The sequence below is a fragment of the Pseudomonas wadenswilerensis genome (genome assembly GCF_900497695.1).
In the GTDB taxonomy this organism is placed as follows: Bacteria; Pseudomonadota; Gammaproteobacteria; order Pseudomonadales; family Pseudomonadaceae; genus Aquipseudomonas; species Aquipseudomonas wadenswilerensis.
The window spans coordinates 399,475-422,919 of sequence record NZ_UIDD01000001.1; the positions used below are offsets into that span (position 1 = coordinate 399,475).

Here is a 23,445-nt window from a genome sequence, read left to right on the forward strand (position 1 = left end):
GGGCCGGGCCATGAGTCGTTCATCCACTCCCTGGCAGCAACGCCTGGCGCCCTGGGCGCTGCCGTTACTGTTGTTGGCGGTCTGGCAACTGGCAGTCAGCGTCGGCTGGCTGTCGACGCGGATTTTGCCGGCACCAAGTGCAGTATTGAGCGCCGGCGTCGAGCTGGTGCGCAGCGGCGAGATCTGGACCCACCTGGCAATCAGTGGCTGGCGGGCAGCCGTCGGCTTTCTGATTGGTGGCGCCATCGGCCTGGCGCTGGGCTTTATCACCGGCCTGTCGAAATGGGGCGAACGCCTGCTCGACAGTTCGGTGCAGATGATCCGTAACGTGCCGCACCTGGCGCTGATTCCGCTGGTGATCCTGTGGTTCGGCATCGATGAGTCGGCGAAGATTTTCCTGGTGGCCCTGGGCACCCTGTTCCCGATTTACCTGAATACCTACCACGGCATTCGCAACGTCGATCCGGCCCTGGTGGAAATGGCCCGCAGCTATGGCTTGTCCGGCTTCGAGCTGTTCCGCCAGGTGATCCTGCCGGGCGCCTTGCCGTCGATCCTGGTTGGCGTGCGCTTTGCCCTGGGCTTCATGTGGCTGACCTTGATCGTTGCCGAAACCATCTCGGCCAATGCCGGTATCGGCTATCTGGCCATGAATGCCCGCGAGTTCCTGCAGACCGATGTGGTGGTACTGGCCATCGTCCTCTATGCCGTGCTCGGCAAGCTTGCCGATCTGGCCGCACGCGGTCTTGAGCGGGTCTGGCTGCGCTGGCATCCGGCCTATCAACCGAGCAGGGGAGAGGGCGCATGACCATCCTCAAGGAAACGCCACCACGACTGCTGCGCGGGATTCCGCTGGCGGCGCAGAACCTGCAGAAGACCTTCGGCCAGCGCCAGGTGCTGCGTGACATCGACCTGCATATTCCGGCCGGGCAGTTCGTCGCCATTGTCGGGCGCAGCGGCTGCGGCAAGAGCACCTTGCTGCGCTTGCTCGCCGGGCTCGACCAGCCCAGTGGCGGCGAGCTGTTGGCCGGTTCCGCGCCGCTGCGCGAAGCCCAGGAAGACACCCGCCTGATGTTCCAGGAAGCGCGCTTGCTGCCGTGGAAGAAGGTCATCGACAACGTTGGCCTGGGCCTGTCGGGCAACTGGCGGCCGCGAGCCCTTGAAGCGCTGGAGGCGGTCGGCCTGGCCGAGCGCGCCCATGAATGGCCGGCGGCGTTGTCGGGCGGCCAGAAGCAGCGTGTGGCCCTGGCCCGCGCCCTGATCCACCAGCCACGCCTGTTGCTGCTCGACGAGCCATTGGGCGCGCTGGATGCGCTGACTCGTATCGAAATGCAGCAGTTGATCGAACGGCTGTGGCGCCAGCACGGCTTCACCGTGTTGCTGGTTACCCACGACGTCAGTGAAGCGGTGGCGGTTGCCGACCGGGTGATCCTCATCGAAGACGGCGAAGTGGGCCTGGACCTGACGGTCGACCTGCCTCGCCCGCGGGTGCGCGGGTCACACCGCCTGGCCGCACTGGAAACCGAAGTACTCAACCGGGTTCTGTCTATTCCGGGCACACCGCCCGAGCCGGAACCTGTCGCACCTTTGCCGACGCAATTGCGTTGGGCTCTCTGACCTGTAAGGAACCAAGCAGATGACTATCAAAGCGATCAACGTACGCAACCAGTTCAAAGGCACCGTCAAGGAAATCCTCGAAGGCCCGGTGTTGTCGGAAATCGATGTGCAAACGGCCTCGGGTATCGTCACTTCGGTGATCACCACCCGCTCGGTGCGCGAGCTGGAGCTGACCATTGGCAGTGAGGTGATTGCCTTTGTGAAGTCGACTGAAGTGTCGATTGCCAAGCTCTGACTACCAGGGCAAGGCTTTGCCTTGCATCGCTGGCAAGCCAGCTCCCACAAGGTTCGGTGTATACAGTCCCTGTGGGAGCTGGCTTGCCAGCGATGAGGCCATCAGCGTTTAGGCAGAAACGGCGGCAAATACAGCCCCAGATACGCATCAAACACCCGCATCCCTTCCTCGGCCATGCGCGGCGTGATCTGCCCGTGCAACTGCACCGAGCGGGCATACACCCGATCGCCCAGCTCCATGGCCAGCGCAAACACATCCACGTCCTGCGGCAACACCGGCAACTGGAAATGCTCGGCGAACAAGGTATGCATCAGGTCGCCCAGCTCGATGTCGTGCTGGCGGTCAGCCTGGGTCACTTCGCTCAGACCATGCTGGGCCAGGATCAGCTGGCGCGCCGCGGCATCTTCGTTGTAGATCACCAGCATGCGTTGCTCGACCAGGCGCGACAGGTCGTGCCAGGTGTTCAACGCCGCTGCATCAATGGGCGCTTCAAGGCAGGCGCGAAAGGCGCTGTGCACGTCGGCGGTGAGCGCTTCAAGCAGGGCCGGGACACTGGCGAAGAAGTGATACACCGACGACGGCGGAATCTGCGCGCGCTCGGCCACGCTGTAGATCGACAGGCTGGCCACCCCTTCGCTGGCCAGCAGCGTGCGCGCCGCCTCGAGGATCGAATCGATCCTCGCCTGGCTGCGGGCCCGGGGTTTGCGCGGGGTAGCAGTGCGGGTCATGTCAGTTGCTGATCGCCAGGATGCTCGCCTGGTAAGCGCTGACGAACAGGTCGAAGTCGGCCTTGTCCTCTTCGCGCTCGAGCTTTGCCTGGGCTTCCAGGGACTCGTGCGCTGCCGTTTCGAAGCGTTGCTGCTGCTCGATCGGCAGGGCCTGGGCGCGGAAGAACTCTGCATGGGCCTGGCTTTGCCGCAAGGCGAAGCGGCTGAAGCTTTCCTTGTGTTCGGTCATGCTCGCCAGCACCTGCGCCGATGGCGTCAGGGAAGGGTCGCTGACCTTGGCTTTCTGCGCGTGCAGGGCCTTGGCGTGTTCGTCGCTGCCGTGGCTGCGGTCGAGCAGTTCGGCCAGGGGCGCAATGCGTTCGAGCAGTTCAGCGGCCCACTGCTTGAGCTCGACCGGCTGACCGTCACGCTGCAACTCCAGGCCCGGACGGCGACCTTCCTTGACCACGCTAAGGAAGTTGCTGGTGCAGTTGCCGCATTCCAGGTTGCCCAGCAGCGGGCTTTCTTCCAGGGCGCAGAACAGCAGGAAGGCGTCGAGGAAACGCGCTTCGGGCAAGTCGATACCGGTTGGCAGGAACGGGTTGATGTCCAGGCAGCGCACTTCGACGTACTGGATACCACGAGCCATCAGCGCCTGGATCGGCCGCTCGCCGCTGTAGGTGACGCGCTTGGGGCGGATATTGGAGTAGTACTCGTTTTCGATCTGCAGGATGTTGGTGTTCAACTGAACCCACTCGCCATCCTTGTGCGTACCGATCTCGACATAGGGCGCGTAAGGCGTGGCTACCGCTTTGCGCAGGCTGTCGGTGTAGCTGGCGAGATTGTTGTAGCAGGGCGTCAGGCCGGACTGGGCGTTGCTCTGGTAACCCAGGTCGCTCATGCGCAGGCTGGTGGCGTAGGGCAGGTACAGGGTGTCGGCGTCGAACTGTTCGAGCTGGTGCGGGCGGCCACGCAAAAAGCCCGCATCCAGGGCCGGCGAGGCGCCGAACAGGTACATCAGCAGCCAGCTGTAGCGGCGGAAGTTGCGGATCAGGGCGATGTAGGCCGACGACTGATAGTCGCGATTATCTTCCGTGCCGTGTTCGGCAGCGCGCAGCAGCGGCCAGAGTTTTTCTGGCAGCGAGAAATTGTAGTGAATCCCGGCGATGCACTGCATGGTGCGGCCGTAACGCAGGGCCAGGCCCTTGCGGTAGACGTACTTGAGCTGACCGATGTTGGAGGTGCCATACCAGGCGATCGGAATGTCTTCCTCGGCCGGCAGCGGGCAAGGCATCGACGGGCTCCAGAGGAACTCGTTGCCAAGCTTGGTGTAGGCGAAGCGGTGGATGTTTTCCAGGCTTTCGAGGGTCTGCGCCGGGTCGGCCAGGGCTGGGGTGATGAACTCCAGCAGCGACTCCGAATAGTCCGTGGTGATCTGCTCGTGGGTCAGCGCCGCGCCGAGGGCTTCGGGGTGCGGAGTCTGGGCCAGACGACCTTCCTCGGTCACACGCAGGCATTCACGCTCGATGCCGTGCAGGCACTGCTTGAGCAGGGAGAGGTTGTCGCCTTGGCCGAGCAGGCTCAGGCGGCGGTTGAGAAGTTCGCTCAAGATGGATTCCTTCACGCGTCAGTCGCCCCAATATGGGGGTGGAGATGACGGTCTACAAGGGTGGACAGAGGAACTGGCGTTGTCGCCTGGTTGTGGCCGGCTTTCGGCAGCGCCTGCGCTCTGCCGAAAGTACCGCAGTTTGGCCATTTGCGGCTAGAGGACGACGAATGTCCCCTGCGCTTTTGCCACCAGTTTGTCGCCCTGAAGTACATCGGCGTCGACCACCAGCGTGCGCCGCCCGGCATGCAGCACCCGGGCAACGCACAGCACTTCACCTTCACTGACCGCGCGCAGGTAGTTGATCTTGCATTCCAGGGTCACGCTCTGCTGGTCGAAACCATGGGAACTGGAACAGGCCAGGCCCATGGTGGTGTCGACCAGGCTGAAGATCGCCCCGCCATGCAGCTTGCCACCCCGGTTGCGCAGGTGCGGCTCCAGGGCCATGACCACCTCTGCAACACCGTTTTCCAGGCGTTGCAGACGGCAGCCGAGCAACTGGCTGAAGGCGCTGAAGACGACGTCGTCGGGAGCCGTCATCACTTCTTCTTCAGCTGCTTGGCGTTGGCGAACAGCGAGGCCATGGCGTTGTTGGCCGGTGCCGGGGTTTCCTTGGCACGGGCTGGAGCGCTTTGCTGGCGCGGGGCCGAGCCCGGGCGGCTGCCACGGGCGCCGTCGATCTTCTCGCCCGGGGTGTCGCTCATGCGCATCGACAGGCCGACGCGTTTGCGCGGGATGTCGATTTCCATGACCTTGACCTTGACCACGTCGCCGGCCTTGACCGCTTCACGCGGGTCCTTGATGAACTTCTCCGACAGGGCCGAGATGTGCACCAGGCCATCCTGGTGCACGCCGATGTCGACGAAGGCACCGAAGTTGGTGACGTTGGTCACCACACCTTCGAGGATCATCCCCAACTGCAGGTCCTTGAGGTCTTCGACGCCTTCCTGGAACTCGGCGGTCTTGAACTCGGGGCGTGGGTCGCGGCCGGGTTTGTCCAGCTCCTGGAGGATGTCGGTGACGGTCGGCAGGCCGAAGGTTTCATCGGTGAATTTCTTCGGCTCCAGACGCTTGAGGAAACCGCTGTCGCCAATCAGCGAACGGATGTCGCGGTCGGTTTCAGCGGCAATGCGCTGTACCAGCGGGTAGGCTTCCGGGTGCACTGCGGAGGCGTCCAGCGGGTTGTCGCCGTTCATTACGCGCAGGAAGCCTGCGGCCTGTTCGAACGTTTTCTCGCCAAGGCGGCTGACTTTCTTCAGTGCTGCGCGGGTCTTGAAGGCGCCGTTGGCATCGCGGTGAGCGACGATGTTCTGCGCCAGGGTGCTGTTGAGGCCGGAGATACGGGCGAGCAGGGCGACCGAGGCGGTGTTGACGTCAACGCCGACGGCGTTCACGCAGTCCTCGACCACCGCATCCAGGCCACGGGCCAGTTTCAGCTGCGAAACGTCATGCTGGTATTGGCCGACACCAATGGATTTCGGGTCGATTTTCACCAGTTCGGCCAGCGGGTCCTGCAGGCGCCGGGCAATGGACACGGCGCCGCGGATCGATACGTCGAGGTCCGGGAACTCCCTGGCCGCCAGTTCCGAGGCCGAATACACCGAAGCGCCGGCTTCGGAGACCATGATCTTGGTGATCTTCAACGCCGGGTATTTTTTGATCAGTTCGGCGGCGAGCTTGTCGGTTTCGCGGCTGGCGGTACCGTTACCGATGGCGATCAGTTCCACCGAGTGCTTGGCGCACAGCGCGGCGAGCACGGCGATGGTCTGGTCCCACTGGTTTTTCGGCACGTGCGGGTAGACGGTGGCGGTGTCCAGCAGCTTGCCGGTGGCATCGACCACGGCGACCTTGCAACCGGTACGCAGGCCCGGGTCCAGGCCCAGGGTGGCACGCGGGCCGGCCGGGGCGGCCAGCAGCAGGTCGTGCAGGTTGTGGGCGAAGACGTTGATCGCCTCGCCTTCGGCGTTGTCGCGCAGCTCGCCGAACAGGTCGGTTTCAAGGTGGCTGTAGAGCTTGACCTTCCAGGTCCAGCGCACCACTTCGGCCAGCCACTTGTCGGCAGGACGGTTCTGGTTTTGCAGGCCGAAACGCTCGGCGATCATCATTTCGCAGGGGTGCAGGGTGCCCGGCAGCTCTTCGCCGACTTTCAGCGAAGCAGCCAGCACGCCTTCGTTACGGCCCCGGAAAATTGCCAGGGCGCGGTGCGACGGCACGCTCTTGAGCACTTCGTCGTGCTCGAAGTAATCGCGAAACTTCGCCCCTTCCTCTTCCTTGCCGGCCACCAGGCGAGCACTGAGCACCGCTTCCTGCTTGAGGAAGCTGCGCAGCTTGTCGAGCAGGCTGGCGTCTTCGGCGAAGCGCTCCATGAGGATGTACTTGGCGCCTTCGAGGGCGGCTTTGACATCGGCCACGCCTTTTTCGGCGTCGACAAAACGCGCGGCTTCGGTTTCAGGGCTCAGTTGCGGGTCGTTCAGCAGGCCATCGGCCAGCTCGCCCAGGCCGGCTTCCAGGGCGATCTGACCCTTGGTGCGGCGCTTTTGCTTGTACGGCAGGTACAGGTCTTCGAGGCGGGTCTTGGTATCGGCCAGTTTGATTTCGCGGGCCAGCTCCGGGGTCAGCTTGCCTTGCTCTTCGATGCTGGCAAGGATGCTGACACGCCGGTCGTCCAGCTCGCGCAGGTAGCGCAGGCGCTCTTCCAGGTGGCGCAACTGGGTGTCATCCAGGCTACCGGTGACTTCTTTCCGGTAACGGGCGATAAAAGGCACGGTCGAACCTTCATCAAGTAGAGCCACGGCCGCTTCGACCTGTTGTGGGCGGACACCGAGTTCCTCGGCGATGCGGCTGTTGATGCTGTCCATAAAACCACCTGACAAATTGTGAATACAAAGGCCGCGGGTGGGCGCTGTAGAGCGCTTGTGGTCAATGCGGCGCTGGCTGAAAGCGGCGCATTATACCCAGCGCGTCCGGCTTGCGGTGATAGCAGCAGGCCAGTTGTCGGCCCGGCAATACTGGCACCCGGGGAAAAATCTGCTAACAATGCACACGGCACGGCCATTGATGGCTAAGCCATAATGCGTGCCGAGATTAGAGGAGCTACCCATGAGCAGCACTGCACAAACCGCCGAAGGCGACAAAATTCTCATCGTCGACGATGACCCGGGCCTGAGCAGCCTGCTGGAACGTTTCTTCACCAGCAAGGGTTATCGTGCCCGTGCAGTACCCAATACCGAACAGATGGACCGCCTGCTGGCCCGCGAAGTTTTCAACCTGGTGGTGCTCGACCTGATGCTGCCTGGCGAAGACGGCCTGACTGCCTGCCGCCGCCTGCGCGCCGCGAACAACCAGATCCCGATCATCATGCTCACCGCCAAGGGCGACGAGCTGAGCCGCATCAAGGGCCTGGAGCTGGGTGCCGACGACTACCTGGCCAAGCCTTTCAACCCCGACGAGCTGATGGCCCGGGTCAAGGCCGTGCTGCGCCGTCAGGCACCGGCGGTACCGGGCGCACCGGGCAGCGAGGACGAAACCGTTACCTTCGGCGACTACGAGCTGTCGCTGGCCACCCGCGAACTCAAGCGCGGTGAAGAAGTGCACATGCTCACCACCGGTGAGTTCGCCGTACTCAAGGCGCTGGTGATGCACGCCCGCGAGCCGCTGACCCGCGACAAGCTGATGAACCTGGCCCGTGGTCGCGAGTGGGACGCCCTTGAGCGCTCCATCGACGTGCAGATCTCGCGCCTGCGGCGGATGATCGAACCCGACCCGTCCAAGCCGCGTTATATCCAGACCGTCTGGGGCGTTGGTTATGTGTTTGTGCCGGATGGTAATGCCACCAAGTGATGTTTCGTTTGCAGGAGTAGCTCACCGCCAGCAGGGCAGACCTTCGGGGTTGCCCTGTTTTTGCCTGTGCAGCGCTTTGCAAAGCCTGCGAGCCCCGCTCGTTCCCGCATAGTGTGTAGCCGTTGTCGATGAAAACGCCCCTGTGGTTCCCGCAAAGCTTCTTCGCCCGCACCCTCTGGCTGGTGCTGATCGTCGTGCTGTTCTCCAAGGCCCTGACCCTGGTGTACCTGCTGATGAACGAGGACGTGCTGGTTGATCGGCAGTACAGCCACGGCGTGGCCTTGACCCTGCGCGCCTACTGGGCTGCCGACGAGTCTGACCGCGACAAGATCGCCGAGGCGGCGGGGCTGATTCGCGTGGTTGGCTCCGGCGTTCCCGAGGGTGAACAGCACTGGCCGTACAGCGAGATCTACCAGCGCCAGATGCAGGCCGAGCTGGGCGCCGATACCGAAGTTCGCCTGCGCGTGCATGCACCACCGGCCTTGTGGGTACGGGCTCCGAGCCTGGGCGATGGCTGGCTGAAGGTGCCGCTGTATCCGCACCCGCTGCGTGGGCAGAAGATCTGGAGCGTGTTGGGCTGGTTCCTGGCCATCGGCTTGTTGTCCACCGCGTCGGCGTGGATCTTCGTGCGCCAGCTCAACCAGCCGCTCAAGCGCCTGGTGTTCGCTGCCCGGCAGCTGGGCCAGGGGCGCAGCGTACGGCTGCCGATCAGCGACACGCCGAGCGAAATGACCGAGGTATACCGCGCGTTCAACCAGATGGCCGAGGATGTCGAACAGGCCGGCCGCGAGCGCGAGTTGATGCTGGCCGGGGTTTCCCATGACCTGCGCACACCGCTGACGCGCTTGCGTCTGTCGTTGTCGTTGCTGGCCAACGAAAGCGACCTGACCGACGACATGGTCCGCGATATCGAAGACATGGACGCAATTCTCGACCAGTTCCTGGCGTTCATTCGCGATGGCCGCGACGAGCCGGTCGAAGAGGTCGATTTCAGTGAGCTGGTGCGTGAAGTGGTGGCGCCGTTCAACCAGCCGGAAGAACAGGTACGCCTGTGCCTGGAGCCGATCCCTCCGTTCCCGCTGCGCCGGGTGTCGCTAAAGCGCCTGCTCAACAACCTGATTGGCAACGCCCTGTATCACGCCGGCAAGGGTGTGGAAGTGGCGGCCTATGTATCGGGTGAGAGTGGTGCGCCTTACGTGGTGCTGAGCGTGCTGGACCGTGGTGCCGGGATCGACCCGGGCGAGCTGGAGGGTATCTTCAACCCGTTCATTCGCGGTGACCGTGCCCGCAGCGGCAAGGGCACCGGGCTGGGCCTGGCGATCGTCAAGCGGATCGCCGCCCAGCACGGCGGCAACGTGCAGTTGCGCAACCGTTCAGGCGGCGGCCTGGAGGCGCGGGTGCGGTTGCCGTTAGGGCTGATGCTGCCCCGCGACGCGGTCTAGCCTTTGCCTTTGGTGCGGGTCAGGTTCGGCCCGCCATTCTTCTCCAGGTGTTCGATGATCATCCCGGCAACGTTCTTGCCGGTGGTGACTTCAATGCCTTCCAGGCCTGGTGAGGAGTTCACCTCCATCACCAGCGGACCGTGATTGGAACGCAGGATATCCACCCCGGCCACGCTCAGGCCCATGACCTTGGCCGCGCGGATGGCGGTCATGCGCTCTTCCGGGGTGATCTTGATCAGGCTGGCGCTGCCGCCGCGGTGCAGGTTGGAGCGAAACTCACCAGGCTTGGCCTGGCGCTTCATCGAGGCGATGACCTTGTCACCGACCACGAAGCAGCGGATGTCGGCGCCTCCGGCTTCCTTGATGTATTCCTGGACCATGATGTTCTGCTTCAGCCCCATGAAGGCTTCGATCACCGACTCGGCGGCCTTGGTGGTTTCGCACAGCACGACGCCGATGCCCTGGGTGCCTTCGAGTACCTTGATCACCAGCGGGGCGCCGTTGACCATCTGGATCAGGTCGGGGATATCGTCCGGCGAGTGGGCAAAGCCAGTGACCGGCAGGCCGATCCCCCGACGCGACAATAGCTGCAGCGAACGCAGCTTGTCCCGCGAGCGGGCAATGGCCACCGATTCGTTGAGCGGGAACACCCCCATCATTTCGAACTGGCGCAGCACTGCGCAGCCGTAGAAGGTCACCGAAGCGCCGATCCGTGGGATCACCGCGTCGAAGTTTTCCAGCGGCTTGCCGCGGTAGTGAATCTGCGGCTTGTGGCTGGCGATGTTCATATAGGCGCGCAGGGTGTCGATCACAACCACCTCATGGCCTCGTTCGGTACCGGCTTCGACCAGGCGACGAGTGGAATACAGACGCGGGTTTCGCGACAGCACGGCGATCTTCATGCAACACCTGTGGAGGGAGTGATAGTGGCCGGGAATGCCGGCTTGTCCTGAACGTACTTGAGCCCCGGATTGACCACCAACTGGCCATGGATCAGGGCTTTGGAACCGAGCAACAGGCGATAGCGCATGGCCTTGCGGCAAGCCAGGGTGAATTCCACTTCCCACACCCGGTCACCCAGCGCCAACGGCGTGCGGATCACGTAGCGGGTCTGGGCCTGGCCGTTGGAGCTCTTGATGGTCTTCATCGTCACCAGCGGCGCTTCGCAGCGCCGGTGGCGCAGTTGTACCACCGAGCCCAGGTGGGCGTTGAAACGCACCCACTGCTCGCCATCGCGCTCGAAGGGTTCGACTTCGGTGGCGTGCAGGCTCGAGGTGCTGGCGCCGGTGTCGATCTTGGCCCGCAGGCCGGCCAGGCCGAGGTCCGGCAGGGCCACCCACTCGCGCAGGCCGATCACGGTCAAATGGTCAAATGTCTTCAAAATGCTCAACCAGCGTAATAAGTCGTCAGGCACCAAAACGGATGTGAGCGACAGGTCGGTGAACTGTAAGCACGCCGCGTGTTTTTTGCATCCGCCAGATACGGTAGTACAGTTCTCTTTACGAAAATAAGTGGGGAAATGTCATGGCACAAAAGCAGGAAGAGGATGACAAGGTCCGCCTGGACAAATGGCTATGGGCAGCGCGTTTCTACAAGACCCGGGCGCTGGCCAAGGCGGCCATTGAAAGCGGCAAGGTGCATTGCCGGGGCGAACGGTGCAAGCCGGGCAAAGAGCCGCGGATGGGCGATGAGTTCGTGCTGCGCACCGGCTTTGACGAGCGTACGGTAGTGGTCAAGGCGTTGTCGGTGGTGCGTCGTGGCGCGCCGGAAGCTCAGGCGCTGTATGAAGAGACCGAGCAGAGCATTGCTCGCCGCGAACAAGCCGCTGCCCTGCGCAAGGCCGGCGCTCTGGGTGTCAGCACTGATGGCCGGCCCACCAAGAAACAGCGGCGCCAGCTGCATCAGTTGCATGACAGCGCAGGTTAAGCGCGCGGGTTGATCACGTGCAGGCGCCCGAGCAGCGGCAGCCGCACCAGCCACTCGAACAATGGCGCGCTCAGGCGCATCAGGGTGGCGCTGGCTTTGGCGGCAAATGGGGTATAGCAGCTCCAGCCCAGGGCCAGCACTGCCATCAGCACGCCGCCGATGTAGTCGTCCTGGCCCCAGTGCGCGCCGGCTACCAGGCGTGGCAACATGAACAGCAGCGCCAGGGCCCAGACCAGTATTTGCTGCAGCAGCTTGCGGCTGAACAGGCTCATGAACATCGCCCAGATCAGCAGCACCGAGGCATGGTCACCGGGGAAGCTCTGGCTGGAGCGGTCCTTGAGCTCCCATCTGGCTTCCAGATGCGGGTAGAAGTCGCTCAGGTGGATGGCGTCGCTGAACACCATCGACGGGCTGTTGTGCTGCCAGCCCATGGCGTTCATCCATTTCGAGAACAACGCGCGGATCAACAGCAGCAAGACCAGGGTGGCGAAGAAACCAAAGAAGGCCTGGCGCACCTGGCCCGCCTTGAACACCCAGTCGCCGCGGACCAGCAGGCTGAGCAGGATCAGGCCGACGACGATATCGAACGGACGCAGGCTGCCAACGGTCCAGATGTAACGCCAGGTGCTATTGTCGGCAAGTGGCCGATTGAGCAGGTGAAACAGCCATTCGTCGAAAGTCAGGCAGAGGATCTGGCCAAAGGGCCATAACCAGAAACACAGTAGGGCAACGGGCAAAACCGTGCAGAGAATCAAAGGACCCCAAGCCCACCTTGCTTGGAACAGTGAAGAATTGTCCATAAACTACCTCTTTGCTGCGAACCACGAGTGCACCATTCTGGTGCTCTAGGTCGGGCTTTATAGGCCCTTGAAATTATTTTGTCATCATTCAGAAAGCCAGAACCCATGTCCGATTTGCCAGATACCGACTACACACAACGCTTCATCTTCGACGACCGCGATGTGCGCGGTGAAATGGTCGGGCTGGAGCGCAGCTACGCCGAAGTGCTGGCCAAGCATCCTTACCCGCAGCCTGTCGCCCAACTGCTCGGCGAGCTGATGGCGGCTGCCGCGCTGCTGGTGGGTACGCTGAAGTTCGATGGTCTGCTGATCCTTCAGGCACAGTCGAGCGGGCCGGTGCCCCTGCTGGCCATCGAGTGCACCAGCGAGCACGAAATTCGCGGCCTGGCACGCTATGCGGCCGAGCAGATCGAGGATGATGCAACCCTTGCCGACCTGATGCCTGGCGGGCATCTGGTCCTGACCATCATTCCGGTCAACGGTCAGCGCTACCAGGGCACGGTGGAGCTGGACGGCAAAGACCTGTCGGAGTGTTTCACCAACTATTTCGTCATGTCCCAGCAGATCAACACCTGCATCTCGCTGGCCGCCGACGGCATTCGAGCCCGTGGCCTGCTGGTGCAGCAGCTGCCTGCCGACCGCCAGAAGGACATCGAGGAGCGTGAGGAAAGCTGGAACCATGTGAAAGCGCTGGCCAATACGGTGAAAGCCGAGGAACTGCTGGGTCTGGACAACGAAACCGTGCTGCATCGCCTGTATCACGAGGATGCCGTGCGCCTGTTCGATGTCCAGCCGCTGCATTTCCGCTGCAGCTGCTCGCGTGAGCGCTCCGGTAATGCATTGGTCAGCCTTGGCAAACATGACGCGCTGGAGCTGATTAACGAACATGGCGGCAAGATCGAAGTCGATTGCCAGTTCTGCAATCAGCGCTATCAATTCGATGCCGCCGATATCGAGCAATTGTTCGCCGGTGGCGGTGTAGACACGCCGTCAGATACTCGTCACTAAAACGTTTCATCACAGGTAAATCTCCTGTCTAACGCCGGAAACACGCCGTTCTGACAGGAGGGCCCTACTTTTTTTGGGCGTTTCTGGCATAATCCGGCCACTTTTTTCGCTGTAGTAGTTTGGAAAGATCTACTACAAAACGTTTGGAGCACTCGGCCGCAGGCCGGATGGGGAATCTCATGACGCAAGCCAACAACACCGTCTACACCGACCTGAGCGTCGATGAGCTGGTCAAAGAAGCGCTGAACCGCGGTGAAGGCGAGCTGGCCGACACTGGCGCGCTGGTCGTGAAAACCGGTCACCGCACCGGTCGTTCGCCAGTGGATCGTTTCATCGTCGAAGAGCCGTCCACTCAGGACGCCATCGCCTGGGGCCCGATCAACCGCAAGTTCCCGGCCGACAAGTTCGATGCCCTGTGGGACCGCGTCGAGGCGTTCAACAACGCCCAGGAACACTTCGTTTCCTACGTTCACGTAGGTGCAGCCGCCGATCACTACCTGCCGGTCAAGATGACCACCCAGACCGCCTGGCAGAACCTGTTCGGCCGTTGCCTGTTCATCAACCCGCAGCAGTACAACCCTGCTGGCCGTGATGAGTGGCAAGTACTCAACGTTGCCAACTTCGAGTGCGTGCCTGAGCGTGACGGCACCAACTCCGATGGTTGCGTGATCCTCAACTTCGCCCAGAAGAAAGTGCTGATCGCCGGTATGCGTTACGCCGGTGAAATGAAGAAAGCCATGTTCTCGGTGCAGAACTTCCTGCTGCCGGCTGCCGACGTGCTGCCAATGCACTGCGCCGCCAACATCGGCGAAGAGGGCGACGTGACCCTGTTCTTCGGTCTGTCGGGTACCGGCAAGACCACCCTGTCGGCTGACGAAAGCCGTTACCTGATCGGCGACGACGAGCACGGTTGGGGCGAAGGCGTTGTCTTCAACATCGAAGGCGGCTGCTACGCCAAGTGCATCGACCTGTCCGAGAAGAACGAGCCGGTCATCTGGAAAGCCATCAAGCACGGCGCGGTACTGGAGAACGTCGTCATCGACGACGCCAAGCACGCCGACTACGCCGATGTCAGCCTGACTCAGAACAGCCGCGCCGCCTACCCGCTGGAGCACGTTGCCAAGCGTTCCGAGAAAAACCTCGGTGGCGAGCCTAACGCGGTCATCTTCCTGACCTGCGACCTGACCGGCGTGCTGCCGCCAGTGTCGATCCTCAACGAAGAACAAGCGGCCTATCACTTCCTGTCCGGCTACACCGCACTGGTGGGCTCGACCGAAATGGGTTCGGGCAGCGGCATCAAGTCGACCTTCTCCACCTGCTTCGGCGCACCGTTCTTCCCGCGTCCGGCTGGCGAGTACGCTGAACTGCTGATCAAGCGTATCCGCGGCTTCGGCTCCAAGGTCTACCTGGTCAACACCGGCTGGACCGGCGGTGGCTACGGCGTTGGCAAGCGCTTCAACATTCCGACCACCCGCGCGGTGATCGCAGCGATCCAGAGCGGCGCCCTGATCGGCACCGAAACCGAACACCTGGACATCATCAACGTCGACGTGCCACTGGCCGTGCCGGGCGTTGAAACCAACCTGCTCAACCCACGCAACACCTGGGCTGACAAGGCTGCTTACGATGAAGCTGCAAAAGCCCTGGCTGGCCTGTTCATCGAAAACTTCAAGAAGTTCGAAGTTTCCGACGCCATCAAGGCTGCTGGCCCACAGCTGTAAGCTGAAGCCCGCGTAAACAAAAAACCGCCCTCATGGGCGGTTTTTTGCTTTCCGGTCCAACGAATCTCTTGTGGGAGGGGGCTTGCCCGAATGATGATCAATTGGTGCTTGATCGCGGGGCAAGCCCGCTCCTACAGTTATGAGCCATCCAATACTCAGGCCCACCATGTCCGAACTCCCTCAGCGCCAAGCCTATCCCCACCTGCACCCGATCCTCAGCCGCTGGCAGGACAGCGACCTCAATGGCCATATAGCCGGTGCCACGGTTTACGCCTACTTCGACACGGCGATCCAGGCGTACCTGCTGCAACAGGCCGGGCTGGACCTGCAGGAAGGCGAGGTCGCCGGCTTCGTGGTCAGCTCGGCGGCGGACTTCTTCGCCTTGCCGGCCTTCCCCGACACCCTTGAGGTCGGCCTGCGGGTGGCGCGCCTGGCAGGCAGTTCGGTGGAGTACCAGTTGGCGTTGTTTCGGGTCGAGGACGGGCAACCCTGCGCGGCCGGCAAAGTGGTACAGGTGTTCGTCGAGCGCAGCTCAGGCCGGCCGGCGCAGTTACCGGCCACGCTGCTGGCGGCGCTGGAGCGCTTGCAAGGCTGAGGCCACTCAATCGTTGAGGCGGATGATCCCTTCGCGTACGGCGAACAGCACCAGGCCCGGTACGTCGTGAATCTGCAGGCGGTGCATGATTTGCGAGCGATGCGCCTCGATGGTCTTCACGCTCAGGCCGAGGCCGTCGGCAATCGAGCGGGTCGATTCACCGCGGGCGATCAGCCGCAGGATTTCCAGCTGGCGTGCGGTGAGCTGCATCGTGGTGCTGCCGCTGGGGCGCTTGCGGCTGTGTTTCACCGCCTGGCCAATGACCATCGGCAGCACCGCTGAGGACAGGTACTGGCCGCCGTTCTTCAGGGCCTGCAAGGCCTGCTCCAGCTCCAGTACGGTGGCGCTCTTGAGCAGGAAACCATGGGCACCCAATTGCAGGCAGCGCATGACGAAGTCCAGCTCCGAGCGCGACGAAAGCATCAGCACGTGGCTGGACGGCACGCGCAGGAACAGCTCGCGCAGAATCTGCTCGCTGTCGAGGGTGTCGGCGGTCATGTCCAGCAGGATGATGTCGGGCTTGAGTTTCTCGGCCAGGGCGACAGCGGTCATGCCATCGCCTGCGTCACCGACTACGGCGTATTGTTTTTTTTGTTCGAGCAGCGCTCGCAGGCCCGCTCGAAAGAGCGGCGAGTCATCGGCAAGTAGTATTCGGCAAAGCATGGGTTCGAGCCTGTTTCGCAAAAGAAGAGGGGCGGCAGGTTTGCTCGGTCCGGATGAGCGCTGCCGCGTGGTGGCGCGATCAGTATCGGGGGCCTGCCGCAGGTCCCGGCAGCGCAGGCCATCATAGGCGTTCGAACACCGAGGGCAGGATCGGCCGCAAGGGCAGGTCAAGCCCGTGGATGCTCTCGCTATGCCCGATCAGCAGCAGGCCGCCCGGGCGCAGGCAGGCCAGCAGGCGATGAACCACGCGCTGCTTCTCATCCTGACTGAAATAGGCCAGCAGATTGCGCAGAAAAATCACATCGAACAGCCCCAGGTCGCCAGCCAGAGGCTGGATCAGGTTGATCTGGCGAAACGTCAAGCGCTCCCGCAAGGACGCAGCCATGCGCATGCGCCCGGCCATCTCGCCGACGCCACACAGGCAGTAACGTTGCAACCAGCCTTCAGGAAAATAACGGGCCTGGGTAACCTCGTAGATGCCTTCGGCTGCCTGCTGTAGCAGGTTGGGGCTGACGTCGCTGGCCAGAACGCTCCAGTCATCGTTTGCGGCGTGTTCGCTGGCCACCATGGCCAAGCTGTAGGCTTCTTCGCCAGAGGCGCAGGCCGCGCTCCAGAGCCTTAGCGGCCGCGGTATGTCGCGCAGCCACTGGGCGAGGAATTCGAAATGGCGATGTTCGCGGAAGAAGTAGCTGTCGCGGGCGATCAACAGGTCTAGCACCCGCTGCTGTTCCTGCTGCTGATCAGGCTGTTCGATCAACTGCAGGTACTGCTCGAAGGCGCTCAGTTGCAGATGCCGCAGGCGCTTTCCCAGGCGCGCAGCCACGGCGGCCCGGCGGTCGGCGGCGAGGAACACGCCAGTGCGCTGGCTGACCAGGGTGCGAAAGCGCAGGAACTGGGCTTCGCTCAGCAACGGAGGGCGGCTGCTGGCAGGCATCTCACTCCCCTCGTGCAATGGGCAATCGGGCCGTCTTTGCGTGATAGATGCGCATTCCCTGCGTCCATTGGCTGATTGGGAACGGCCGATGATAGCTACTGGCTATATTCGCCAGAATCGGGGTTGCCCCTAGGTCGCGGGTGAGTAGCAAGGAGGAGGGAATGTAGAACCTGCCTGGAGTGGCCGGAGGATTGGCCTGCAGGGCTTGATCGGTAACGCGCGGGGTATTGTAGCGATCCCTGCCCGTGAGGGCAGGGTCTAGGAGTTTGGCTTAAGCCCGAAAGGGCTTAGCGGTGACGCCAGTGCTTTTTGTGCTTGCGGTGGCCGTAGTGGTGGCCACGGTCGTAATAACGACGGTCATCGTAGCCGCGGCGGTAGCGGCGGTCATCGCGGTCGTCTTCATCGGCCTTGTTGCCCATGTAGTTACCCAGTGCGCCACCGGCGCCACCACCTGCGGCCGCACCGATGTAGCTGCCAGTGGTACCGCCCATGCTGCGGCCGACCACGTTACCGCCGGCTGCGCCCAGGGCACCACCGATTGCGGCTTCACCACGCTGGCGCTTGTCGGCACCAACCGCACTGCCGGCCGCGCCGCCCAGGCCGGCACCGATTGCACCGCCAGTGCTGCCGCCGATGGATTGACCGACCACTGAGCCGAGTACCCCACCCAATGCGCCGCCAATACCGGCTTCGGTGGTGCCACCTGCCGAGGCAACGCCGCTGAGCAGGCCGAGAGACAACAACAGAATCGAGGAGTACTTCATCAAGAAAGCCTCATAGGGATGACGAGGCGATCCTGAGGCTGGAGAGGGGGGCTGGCAAACGAAATCCGACGAGTAACACGAGTTGTACACAATTTTCTAAGTTACTGTTTTCACTGTGAAACTTTATCGTTTTTCGCTTGTCTGAGTTTACTTGGAACGAGGCCCCGACAGTGATGTCAGGGCCTTTTTTGTGCCTGTCTGCCGCCGATTCTGTCAGAGGATCCGGGCGTTGTCGCTGGCAGGTTGCAGCTGGATCGCAACGAACTTCGAAGTTGGCGTGTGGCTGCCGTCGCCAACGCTTTCCAGTGGCACCAGCGGGTTCACTTCCGGGTAGTAGGCGGCCGCCTGGCCGGCCGGGATATCAAAGGCCAGCAGGGTGAAGCCCTTGACCCGCCGTTCGCGGCCATCACTCCACAACGAGACGATATCGGCCTTGTCACCGGGGTGGAAACCCAGGCGGAGGATGTCGGCTTCATTGGCGAATAGCACGTTGCGCTGGCCCTTGACCCCACGGTAGCGATCATCCAGGCCGTAGATGGTGGTGTTGTACTGATCGTGGGAGCGCATCGACTGCATGATCAGGTCCGGCACCTGGCCGCTGGCGCGCACGCGCTCGTGCAGCAGGTCGTCCGGCAGGGCATTGGCCTTGAAGTTGGCCCGGCCGCTGGCGGTTTTCCATTGACGTTGGCCGGCGCTATTGCCCAGGTAGAAGCCGCCTGGATGCTCCAGACGCTGGTTGAATTTGTCAAAGCCGGGGATGGTCTGGTCGATCAGGTCGCGGATCCGCGCGTAGTCGGCGATCAGCCAGTTCCAGTCCACCGGCTTGGCGCCGAGGGTGGCATTGGCAATCCCGGCGATTACCGCAGGCTCCGAGCGCATTTGCCGTGACAGCGGTTGCAGCTGGCCATTGGAGGCGTGGACCATGCTGAACGAATCTTCCACCGTCACTGCCTGCGGGCCTTCACCCTGCAGGTCGATATCGGTGCGCCCCAGGCACGGCAGAATCAGCGCCTGCTTGCCATGCAGCAGGTGGCTGCGGTTGAGCTTGGTACTGATCTGCACGGTCAGCTCGCAGTTGCGCAGGGCCTGGGCGGTGCGTTCGGTGTCCGGCGTGGCCTGGGCGAAATTACCACCCAGGGCGATGAACACCTTGGCCTGGCCGTCGGCCATGGCACGGATCGCCTCGACCGTGTTGTGGCCATTGTGCCGTGGCACCTTGAAGCCGAAGCGGCGCTCCAGGGCGTCGAGCAGGGCCACCGGTGGCCGCTCGTTGATGCCCATGGTGCGGTCGCCCTGCACGTTGCTGTGGCCACGCACCGGGCACAGGCCGGCGCCGGGGACGCCGAGGTTGCCGCGCAGCAGCATCAGGTTGGCGATTTCCTGGATGGTCGCGACCGAATGGCGATGCTGGGTGATACCCATGGCCCAGCACATGATGACCTTTTTCGCCTTGCAGTACATGCGTGCGGCGTGCTCGATCTCGGCCAGGGTCAGGCCTGATTGCGCGGTGATCTGCTCCCATGAGGTGGCATCGACGGCTGCCAGGTAAGCCAGTACGTCCTGGGTATGCTGGTTGAGGAAGTCATGATCGAAGATCGCCGGGGCATTGCTGGCCTGGGCTTCACGCTCCCACTGCAAGAGGAACTTGGCCATTCCGCGCAGTACCGCCATGTCGCCACCCAGGGCCGGGCGGAAGTAGGCGGTGTTGGTCGGGCGGTCGCCGTTGGTGAGCATCTCCAGCGGGTGCTGCGGATGCTGGAAACGTTCCAGGCCGCGCTCCTTGAGCGGGTTGACGCATACCACCTGGGCGCCGCGCTTGACCGCTTCACGCAGCGGCTCGAGCATGCGCGGATGGTTGGTGCCGGGGTTCTGGCCCCAGACGAAGATCGCGTCGGCATGCTCGAAGTCGTCGAAAGTTACCGTGCCCTTGCCAACCCCGACACTCTGCCCAAGGGCCACGCCACTGGCCTCGTGGCACATGTTCGAGCAGTCCGGAAAGTTGTTGGTGCCATAGGCACGCACGAACAGCTGGTACAGGTACGCCGCTTCATTGCTGGCCCGGCCGGAGGTGTAGAACTCGGCCTGGTCCGGGCTTTCGAGCTGGTGCAGGTGCTCGGCGATGAGGGCGAAGGCACCGTCCCAGTCGATCGGTTTGTAGCGGTCGGTATTGGCGTCGTAGACCATCGGCTCGGTCAGCCGGCCCTGGTATTCGAGCCAGTAGTCGCTCTGGGCCAGCAACGATGTGACGCTGTGGCGGGTGAAGAACGCGGCATCCACCCGGCGCTTGGTCGCCTCCCAGTTCACCGCCTTGGCGCCGTTCTCGCAGAACTTGACCATGCCGCTTTCCGGCGAGTCGCCCCAGGCGCAGCCCGGACAGTCGAAACCGCCGTTCTGGTTGGTCTTGAGCAGTGCGCGGATGTTCTTCAGGGCGTTGTCGCTGCCGATCCAGGCCTGGGCCACGCTGCGCAGCGCGCCCCAGCCGCCAGCGGCACCGCTGTAGGGTTTGTAGCGAGGCACGGGCTTCTGATCGGCTTGGTGATGCAGGCTCACGTTCTGTTCTCCCGCACGGGGCTGAACACCCGTGGCGCGCTGTGTTTGGGCAGGTGAATAAGATTGAGGTTGTGCCGCCGCGCCCACTGCAGGGCCAGGCCGGTGGGTGAGGACAGGCTGACCAGGGTCTGGATGCCGGCGCGCAAAACCTTCTGGATCAGTTCCAGGCTGCAGCGGCTGGTAACGATAGCCAAGCCACCGTCGAGGCTGATGTGCTGGCGCACCAGGGCACCGATCAACTTGTCGAGGGCGTTGTGCCGGCCGATATCTTCACGGCCCAGCAGGATCTCGCCCTGATTGTTCATGAACAGCGCCGCATGCACCGCGCCGCAATGCTGGCCCAGGGGCTGGAAAGCATCCATGCGCTGGCGCAGGCCTTCAAGCCAGCGCGCTGGCGGCAGCGGCGCGCCGGGCAGCACGGCTAGGTCGGGCAGTGCCTGCTCCACCGCTTCTACACCGCACAGGCCACAGCCGCTGGTACCGGCCAGTTGCCGGCGCTGGGTCTTGAGGTTCCAGAAGGCGCGGTTGGCGATCTCGACGTCGGCATGCACGGCCGAACCCTTGCTGGTGAACTTGACGTCGTAGATCTCGTTGGCCGAGGCAATGATGCCGCTGCCGATGCTGAAACCGACGATAAAGTCTTCCAGGTCAGTGGGGCTGACCAGCATCACCGCCTGGCTGATGCCGTTATAGGCGATCGCCAGGGCGACTTCTTCGGCCAGTGCGGTGTGCGCCTGGCTGTCGTCGGTAAGGTGGCAGTAGTCGTAGGTGTTGCTGGCCGCGGGCGCAGTCACAAGCGGGGTGGACGCCGCACAGGCCGGGGGTTTAGTGCTCATCAGCAGAGGTACCGGCGGCTGTTCAGCTTTAAGCCTAGGCTTGCGCTCGGGTATCGTCTAATCGCTAATGCTGATGCGTTGATAGACGGCGTCGATCAAGCCTCGCCTTGCAGCGCTTGATATTCCGCCAGGCACACCTCGGCCAGGACCGAGCGTGGCGCCGTGCGGCGCATGATCAGGCCCAGTGGCGCCAGGGTGCAGGCCTGTTCGATCGGTTGCAGGCGCAGCCGTTCGGTGAGCACTTCCAGGCCTGCCGCCAACGGCATGATGGCGCAGCATAGCCCGCCGCTGACGGCCTGGGCCAACTGATGGACGGCATCGGTCTGCAGCAACAACTGTGGTGTCAGGCCGCGGCTGTGGAAATTGTGGTCGATCGACTGGCGAAAATGCATGCCGGCGGTGAGCAGCCCCAGCGGCAGTTCGGTCAGCTGTTGCCAGCTTAGGGGCTGGGCCTCGAAGCGAAAATGATCTGGATCATATAAAAGCCCCATGCGCGTCTCGCCCAACGGCAGCGACTGGAAGCGTTCATGGTCGAGACGATCGAGGTACGACACGCCCAGGTCCAGCTGGTTGCTGGTCAGCTGTTCGAGGATCTGCTCGGAGCTCAGGGCGCTGAGTTCGAAGCGCAGTTCCGGGTGCTGCTGGTGCATGCGCCGCAGCAGCGGCAGCGGATCGAAGCTCGACAGTGGCACCACGCCCAGGCGCAAGGTGCCGACCAGATGACCACGGCAGGCGGCCGCTTCGGCATTCAGGCCGTCGTAGGCGGCGATCACTGAGCGGGCCCAGGCCAGTACCCGTTCGCCCTGGGCGGTAAAACCCTCGAAGCGCTGGCCACGGTTGACCAAGGCCAGGTCCAGCTCCTGCTCCAGGTTGCGCAGGCGCATCGACAGGGTCGGCTGGGTGACGTGGCAGCGGGCGGCGGCCTGGCCGAAGTGGCGGGTTTCATCCAGGGCGATGAGGAATTTGAGTTGTTTGATGTCCATCGTCGCTCCACGGCGCAAAGCAGGCGAAGCATTCTAACCTGTCCTAGACTCCAGGCTCCGAGATTCATCACCAAGGAGAGCGGTATGAGCATTTTCAGTTTTGTCAAAGAAGCAGGCGAGAAACTTATCGACCTGTTGACCCCGGGTAATGCCAATGCCAGCGAGCAGTTGAAGGAGCATGTGGCGAAGGTCGGCCTGGGTAATCCGAACGTTCAGGCCACAGTCGAAGGCGACAAGGTGATCCTGACTGGCGAAGTCAGCAGCCAGGAAGAGAAAGAGAAGATCCTCCTGGCGGTCGGCAACATTGCCGGTGTTGCGTCGGTGGATGATCAGATCACTGTCACCGGCCCGGTTGTTGCTGCGGCCCGTTTTGTCGTGGTGAAGAAGGGCGACACCCTCAGCGCCATTTCGCTGGCCGTGTACGGCAATGCCAACCAGTACAACAAGATTTTCGAAGCCAACAAGCCGCTGCTCAGCCACCCGGACAAGATCTACCCGGGCCAGACCCTGCGCATCCCCGAGTAATCACAACCCTTCGAGCAACGCCCGGTAGTCCTCTACCGCGGCGAATTCTTCGGTATCCCGTGGCCCTTTGCGGCTGTCCGGCTGGCGCACCGCAAGCAGGTGCGTCACGCCGAAGTCGCGGGCGCTGCGCAGGATCGACAGGGTGTCGTCGATAAACAGGCTGCGTTGCGGGCTGAAGCCGATATCGGCCTGCAGGGCGCTCCAGAACTGCGGGTTCTCCTTGGGGTAGCCGTAGTCGTGGGAGCTGATCAGGCGCTCGAAATACGGCGCCAGCTCCACCCGTTCCAGCTTCAACGACAGCGAGTCGCGATGGGCGTTGGTGATCAGGATCACCCGCTTGCCGGCCTGTTTGATCGCTTGCAGGAAAGTGTCGGCATCCGGGCGCAAGGCAATCAGGTGGGCGGTTTCCAGCTTCAGCTCGCGCACCGAAAGGTTCAGCTCGCGGCTCCAGAAGTCCAGGCAGTACCAGTTCAGCGAACCTGCGTGCTGCTCGAACAGCGGCTGCAACTCGAGCTCGGCCATGGCCCGGCTGATGCCGTGCAGATCGGCGTAGCGCTGTGGCAGTTGCTCGAGCCAGAAATGGTTGTCGAAGTGCAGGTCGAGCAGGGTGCCGTCCATGTCCAGCAGGACGGTATCGATGGTGGACCAGGCTAAAACGGGCATATGAAATTCTCGAGCAGTCAGGAGGCAGCGGCC

General features: G+C 62.9%; 24 protein-coding genes. 10 read left to right on the forward strand and 14 right to left on the reverse strand.

What is annotated here, in order from left to right; translation table 11 throughout:
• Nucleotides 1-10 precede the first annotated feature (10 nt).
• Genes ssuC through CCOS864_RS01960 form a run of 3 tightly spaced genes read left to right on the forward strand, consistent with a single transcriptional unit; the run spans nucleotide 11 to nucleotide 1,849 of the window.
• Nucleotides 11-805, forward strand: coding sequence for an aliphatic sulfonate ABC transporter permease SsuC (gene ssuC, locus CCOS864_RS01950; RefSeq protein WP_115084835.1), 795 nt, complete (start codon nucleotides 11-13; stop codon nucleotides 803-805).
• On the forward strand, nucleotides 802-1,614 hold the full coding sequence (gene ssuB, locus CCOS864_RS01955; RefSeq protein WP_167458856.1) for an aliphatic sulfonates ABC transporter ATP-binding protein: 813 nt from the start codon (nucleotides 802-804) through the stop codon (nucleotides 1,612-1,614). Before ssuC ends, ssuB begins: the two co-directional genes overlap by 4 nt.
• 19 nt (nucleotides 1,615-1,633) lie before the next feature.
• Nucleotides 1,634-1,849 (forward strand): TOBE domain-containing protein, encoded by a 216-nt coding sequence (locus CCOS864_RS01960; RefSeq protein WP_010221227.1) that lies wholly within the window; start codon nucleotides 1,634-1,636, stop codon nucleotides 1,847-1,849.
• Between the two features lie 101 nt (nucleotides 1,850-1,950).
• Here the strand turns inward: CCOS864_RS01960 and CCOS864_RS01965 are convergent, their stop codons facing one another.
• The 4 genes from CCOS864_RS01965 to CCOS864_RS01980 all read right to left on the reverse strand — a co-directional run bounded on the left by CCOS864_RS01965 (nucleotide 1,951) and on the right by CCOS864_RS01980 (nucleotide 7,020).
• Nucleotides 1,951-2,577 carry a TetR/AcrR family transcriptional regulator gene (locus CCOS864_RS01965; RefSeq protein ID WP_115084836.1) on the reverse strand — a complete coding sequence of 209 codons (627 nt, stop codon included), beginning with the start codon at nucleotides 2,575-2,577 and terminating at the stop codon, nucleotides 1,951-1,953.
• 1 nt (nucleotide 2,578) lies between these two features.
• On the reverse strand, nucleotides 2,579-4,180 hold the full coding sequence (gene gshA / locus CCOS864_RS01970; protein WP_115084837.1) for a glutamate--cysteine ligase: 1,602 nt from the start codon (nucleotides 4,178-4,180) through the stop codon (nucleotides 2,579-2,581).
• 138 nt (nucleotides 4,181-4,318) lie between these two features.
• Entirely contained in the window at nucleotides 4,319-4,702 is a 384-nt protein-coding gene (locus tag CCOS864_RS01975; protein WP_115084838.1) for a PaaI family thioesterase, read from the reverse strand.
• On the reverse strand, nucleotides 4,702-7,020 hold the full coding sequence (locus tag CCOS864_RS01980) for a Tex family protein (RefSeq protein ID WP_115084839.1): 2,319 nt from the start codon (nucleotides 7,018-7,020) through the stop codon (nucleotides 4,702-4,704). Before CCOS864_RS01980 ends, CCOS864_RS01975 begins: the two co-directional genes overlap by 1 nt.
• 241 nt (nucleotides 7,021-7,261) lie before the next feature.
• On the opposite strand from CCOS864_RS01980, the gene ompR reads away from it, so the two are divergent.
• Nucleotides 7,262-8,002, forward strand: a complete 741-nt coding sequence (gene ompR / locus CCOS864_RS01985) for an osmolarity response regulator transcription factor OmpR (RefSeq protein ID WP_115084840.1) — start codon at nucleotides 7,262-7,264, stop codon at nucleotides 8,000-8,002.
• Between the two features lie 128 nt (nucleotides 8,003-8,130).
• A complete protein-coding gene (locus CCOS864_RS01990; RefSeq protein WP_115084841.1) occupies nucleotides 8,131-9,444 on the forward strand; it encodes an ATP-binding protein in 1,314 nt (437 codons plus the stop codon).
• On the opposite strand, the gene rimK is transcribed toward CCOS864_RS01990, so the two are convergent.
• Complete coding sequence (gene rimK / locus CCOS864_RS01995) at nucleotides 9,441-10,346, reverse strand: 30S ribosomal protein S6--L-glutamate ligase (protein ID WP_010221234.1); 906 nt, start codon at nucleotides 10,344-10,346, stop codon at nucleotides 9,441-9,443. The two genes, CCOS864_RS01990 and rimK, sit on opposite strands and share 4 nt — an antisense overlap.
• Entirely contained in the window at nucleotides 10,343-10,825 is a 483-nt protein-coding gene (gene rimB / locus CCOS864_RS02000) for a retropepsin-like aspartic endopeptidase RimB (protein ID WP_038998194.1), read from the reverse strand. The genes rimK and rimB overlap by 4 nt, the downstream gene beginning before the upstream one ends.
• A gap of 143 nt (nucleotides 10,826-10,968) precedes the next feature.
• Between rimB and CCOS864_RS02005 the strand changes: the two genes are divergently transcribed.
• Nucleotides 10,969-11,370 carry an RNA-binding S4 domain-containing protein gene (locus CCOS864_RS02005; protein WP_115084842.1) on the forward strand — a complete coding sequence of 134 codons (402 nt, stop codon included), beginning with the start codon at nucleotides 10,969-10,971 and terminating at the stop codon, nucleotides 11,368-11,370.
• Here the strand turns inward: CCOS864_RS02005 and CCOS864_RS02010 are convergent.
• Nucleotides 11,367-12,170: a phosphatase PAP2 family protein gene (locus CCOS864_RS02010; protein WP_115084843.1), complete on the reverse strand. Its 804-nt coding sequence runs from the start codon at nucleotides 12,168-12,170 to the stop codon at nucleotides 11,367-11,369. The genes CCOS864_RS02005 and CCOS864_RS02010 overlap by 4 nt on opposite strands.
• A gap of 105 nt (nucleotides 12,171-12,275) precedes the next feature.
• On the opposite strand from CCOS864_RS02010, the gene hslO reads away from it, so the two are divergent.
• From hslO to CCOS864_RS02030, 3 genes are all read left to right on the forward strand, one after another.
• Entirely contained in the window at nucleotides 12,276-13,178 is a 903-nt protein-coding gene (gene hslO / locus CCOS864_RS02015; RefSeq protein ID WP_115084844.1) for an Hsp33 family molecular chaperone HslO, read from the forward strand.
• 179 nt (nucleotides 13,179-13,357) lie between these two features.
• Nucleotides 13,358-14,899 carry a phosphoenolpyruvate carboxykinase gene (locus CCOS864_RS02025; protein WP_115084845.1) on the forward strand — a complete coding sequence of 514 codons (1,542 nt, stop codon included), beginning with the start codon at nucleotides 13,358-13,360 and terminating at the stop codon, nucleotides 14,897-14,899.
• Nucleotides 14,900-15,065: 166 nt separating this feature from the next.
• Entirely contained in the window at nucleotides 15,066-15,494 is a 429-nt protein-coding gene (locus tag CCOS864_RS02030; protein ID WP_115084846.1) for an acyl-CoA thioesterase, read from the forward strand.
• A 6-nt stretch (nucleotides 15,495-15,500) separates the two neighbouring features.
• Here the strand turns inward: CCOS864_RS02030 and CCOS864_RS02035 are convergent, their stop codons facing one another.
• The 6 genes from CCOS864_RS02035 to CCOS864_RS02060 all read right to left on the reverse strand — a co-directional run bounded on the left by CCOS864_RS02035 (nucleotide 15,501) and on the right by CCOS864_RS02060 (nucleotide 22,224).
• Entirely contained in the window at nucleotides 15,501-16,157 is a 657-nt protein-coding gene (locus CCOS864_RS02035) for a response regulator (RefSeq protein ID WP_026001197.1), read from the reverse strand.
• 121 nt (nucleotides 16,158-16,278) lie between these two features.
• On the reverse strand, nucleotides 16,279-17,091 hold the full coding sequence (locus tag CCOS864_RS02040) for a CheR family methyltransferase (protein ID WP_115084847.1): 813 nt from the start codon (nucleotides 17,089-17,091) through the stop codon (nucleotides 16,279-16,281).
• A gap of 287 nt (nucleotides 17,092-17,378) precedes the next feature.
• Entirely contained in the window at nucleotides 17,379-17,858 is a 480-nt protein-coding gene (locus CCOS864_RS02045; protein WP_176470452.1) for a glycine zipper domain-containing protein, read from the reverse strand.
• A 210-nt stretch (nucleotides 17,859-18,068) separates the two neighbouring features.
• Complete coding sequence (locus tag CCOS864_RS02050) at nucleotides 18,069-20,405, reverse strand: FdhF/YdeP family oxidoreductase (RefSeq protein ID WP_115084848.1); 2,337 nt, start codon at nucleotides 20,403-20,405, stop codon at nucleotides 18,069-18,071.
• On the reverse strand, nucleotides 20,402-21,241 hold the full coding sequence (gene fdhD, locus CCOS864_RS02055) for a formate dehydrogenase accessory sulfurtransferase FdhD (protein ID WP_115084849.1): 840 nt from the start codon (nucleotides 21,239-21,241) through the stop codon (nucleotides 20,402-20,404). Before fdhD ends, CCOS864_RS02050 begins: the two co-directional genes overlap by 4 nt.
• Before the next feature lie 95 nt (nucleotides 21,242-21,336).
• Nucleotides 21,337-22,224, reverse strand: a complete 888-nt coding sequence (locus CCOS864_RS02060) for a LysR family transcriptional regulator (protein ID WP_115084850.1) — start codon at nucleotides 22,222-22,224, stop codon at nucleotides 21,337-21,339.
• An 84-nt stretch (nucleotides 22,225-22,308) separates the two neighbouring features.
• Between CCOS864_RS02060 and lysM the strand changes: the two genes are divergently transcribed.
• Nucleotides 22,309-22,749, forward strand: a complete 441-nt coding sequence (gene lysM, locus CCOS864_RS02065; protein WP_115084851.1) for a peptidoglycan-binding protein LysM — start codon at nucleotides 22,309-22,311, stop codon at nucleotides 22,747-22,749.
• Here the strand turns inward: lysM and yrfG are convergent, their stop codons facing one another.
• On the reverse strand, nucleotides 22,750-23,412 hold the full coding sequence (gene yrfG / locus CCOS864_RS02070) for a GMP/IMP nucleotidase (RefSeq protein WP_115084852.1): 663 nt from the start codon (nucleotides 23,410-23,412) through the stop codon (nucleotides 22,750-22,752).
• Nucleotides 23,413-23,445 lie beyond the last annotated feature (33 nt).

What these genes read in the sequence shown, in the direction of transcription:
- ssuC (WP_115084835.1), top strand. Translation starts at nt 11, where the DNA reads ATGAGTCGTTCATCCACTCCCTGGCAGCAACGCCTGGCGCCCTGGGCG.
- ssuB (WP_167458856.1), top strand. Translation starts at nt 802, where the DNA reads ATGACCATCCTCAAGGAAACGCCACCACGACTGCTGCGCGGGATTCCG.
- CCOS864_RS01960 (WP_010221227.1), top strand. Translation starts at nt 1,634, where the DNA reads ATGACTATCAAAGCGATCAACGTACGCAACCAGTTCAAAGGCACCGTC.
- CCOS864_RS01965 (WP_115084836.1), bottom strand. Translation starts at nt 2,577, where the DNA reads ATGACCCGCACTGCTACCCCGCGCAAACCCCGGGCCCGCAGCCAGGCG.
- CCOS864_RS01975 (WP_115084838.1), bottom strand. Translation starts at nt 4,702, where the DNA reads ATGACGGCTCCCGACGACGTCGTCTTCAGCGCCTTCAGCCAGTTGCTC.
- CCOS864_RS01980 (WP_115084839.1), bottom strand. Translation starts at nt 7,020, where the DNA reads ATGGACAGCATCAACAGCCGCATCGCCGAGGAACTCGGTGTCCGCCCA.
- ompR (WP_115084840.1), top strand. Translation starts at nt 7,262, where the DNA reads ATGAGCAGCACTGCACAAACCGCCGAAGGCGACAAAATTCTCATCGTC.
- CCOS864_RS01990 (WP_115084841.1), top strand. Translation starts at nt 8,131, where the DNA reads ATGAAAACGCCCCTGTGGTTCCCGCAAAGCTTCTTCGCCCGCACCCTC.
- rimK (WP_010221234.1), bottom strand. Translation starts at nt 10,346, where the DNA reads ATGAAGATCGCCGTGCTGTCGCGAAACCCGCGTCTGTATTCCACTCGT.
- CCOS864_RS02005 (WP_115084842.1), top strand. Translation starts at nt 10,969, where the DNA reads ATGGCACAAAAGCAGGAAGAGGATGACAAGGTCCGCCTGGACAAATGG.
- CCOS864_RS02010 (WP_115084843.1), bottom strand. Translation starts at nt 12,170, where the DNA reads ATGGACAATTCTTCACTGTTCCAAGCAAGGTGGGCTTGGGGTCCTTTG.
- hslO (WP_115084844.1), top strand. Translation starts at nt 12,276, where the DNA reads ATGTCCGATTTGCCAGATACCGACTACACACAACGCTTCATCTTCGAC.
- CCOS864_RS02025 (WP_115084845.1), top strand. Translation starts at nt 13,358, where the DNA reads ATGACGCAAGCCAACAACACCGTCTACACCGACCTGAGCGTCGATGAG.
- CCOS864_RS02030 (WP_115084846.1), top strand. Translation starts at nt 15,066, where the DNA reads ATGTCCGAACTCCCTCAGCGCCAAGCCTATCCCCACCTGCACCCGATC.
- CCOS864_RS02035 (WP_026001197.1), bottom strand. Translation starts at nt 16,157, where the DNA reads ATGCTTTGCCGAATACTACTTGCCGATGACTCGCCGCTCTTTCGAGCG.
- CCOS864_RS02040 (WP_115084847.1), bottom strand. Translation starts at nt 17,091, where the DNA reads ATGCCTGCCAGCAGCCGCCCTCCGTTGCTGAGCGAAGCCCAGTTCCTG.
- fdhD (WP_115084849.1), bottom strand. Translation starts at nt 21,241, where the DNA reads ATGAGCACTAAACCCCCGGCCTGTGCGGCGTCCACCCCGCTTGTGACT.
- CCOS864_RS02060 (WP_115084850.1), bottom strand. Translation starts at nt 22,224, where the DNA reads ATGGACATCAAACAACTCAAATTCCTCATCGCCCTGGATGAAACCCGC.
- lysM (WP_115084851.1), top strand. Translation starts at nt 22,309, where the DNA reads ATGAGCATTTTCAGTTTTGTCAAAGAAGCAGGCGAGAAACTTATCGAC.
- yrfG (WP_115084852.1), bottom strand. Translation starts at nt 23,412, where the DNA reads ATGCCCGTTTTAGCCTGGTCCACCATCGATACCGTCCTGCTGGACATG.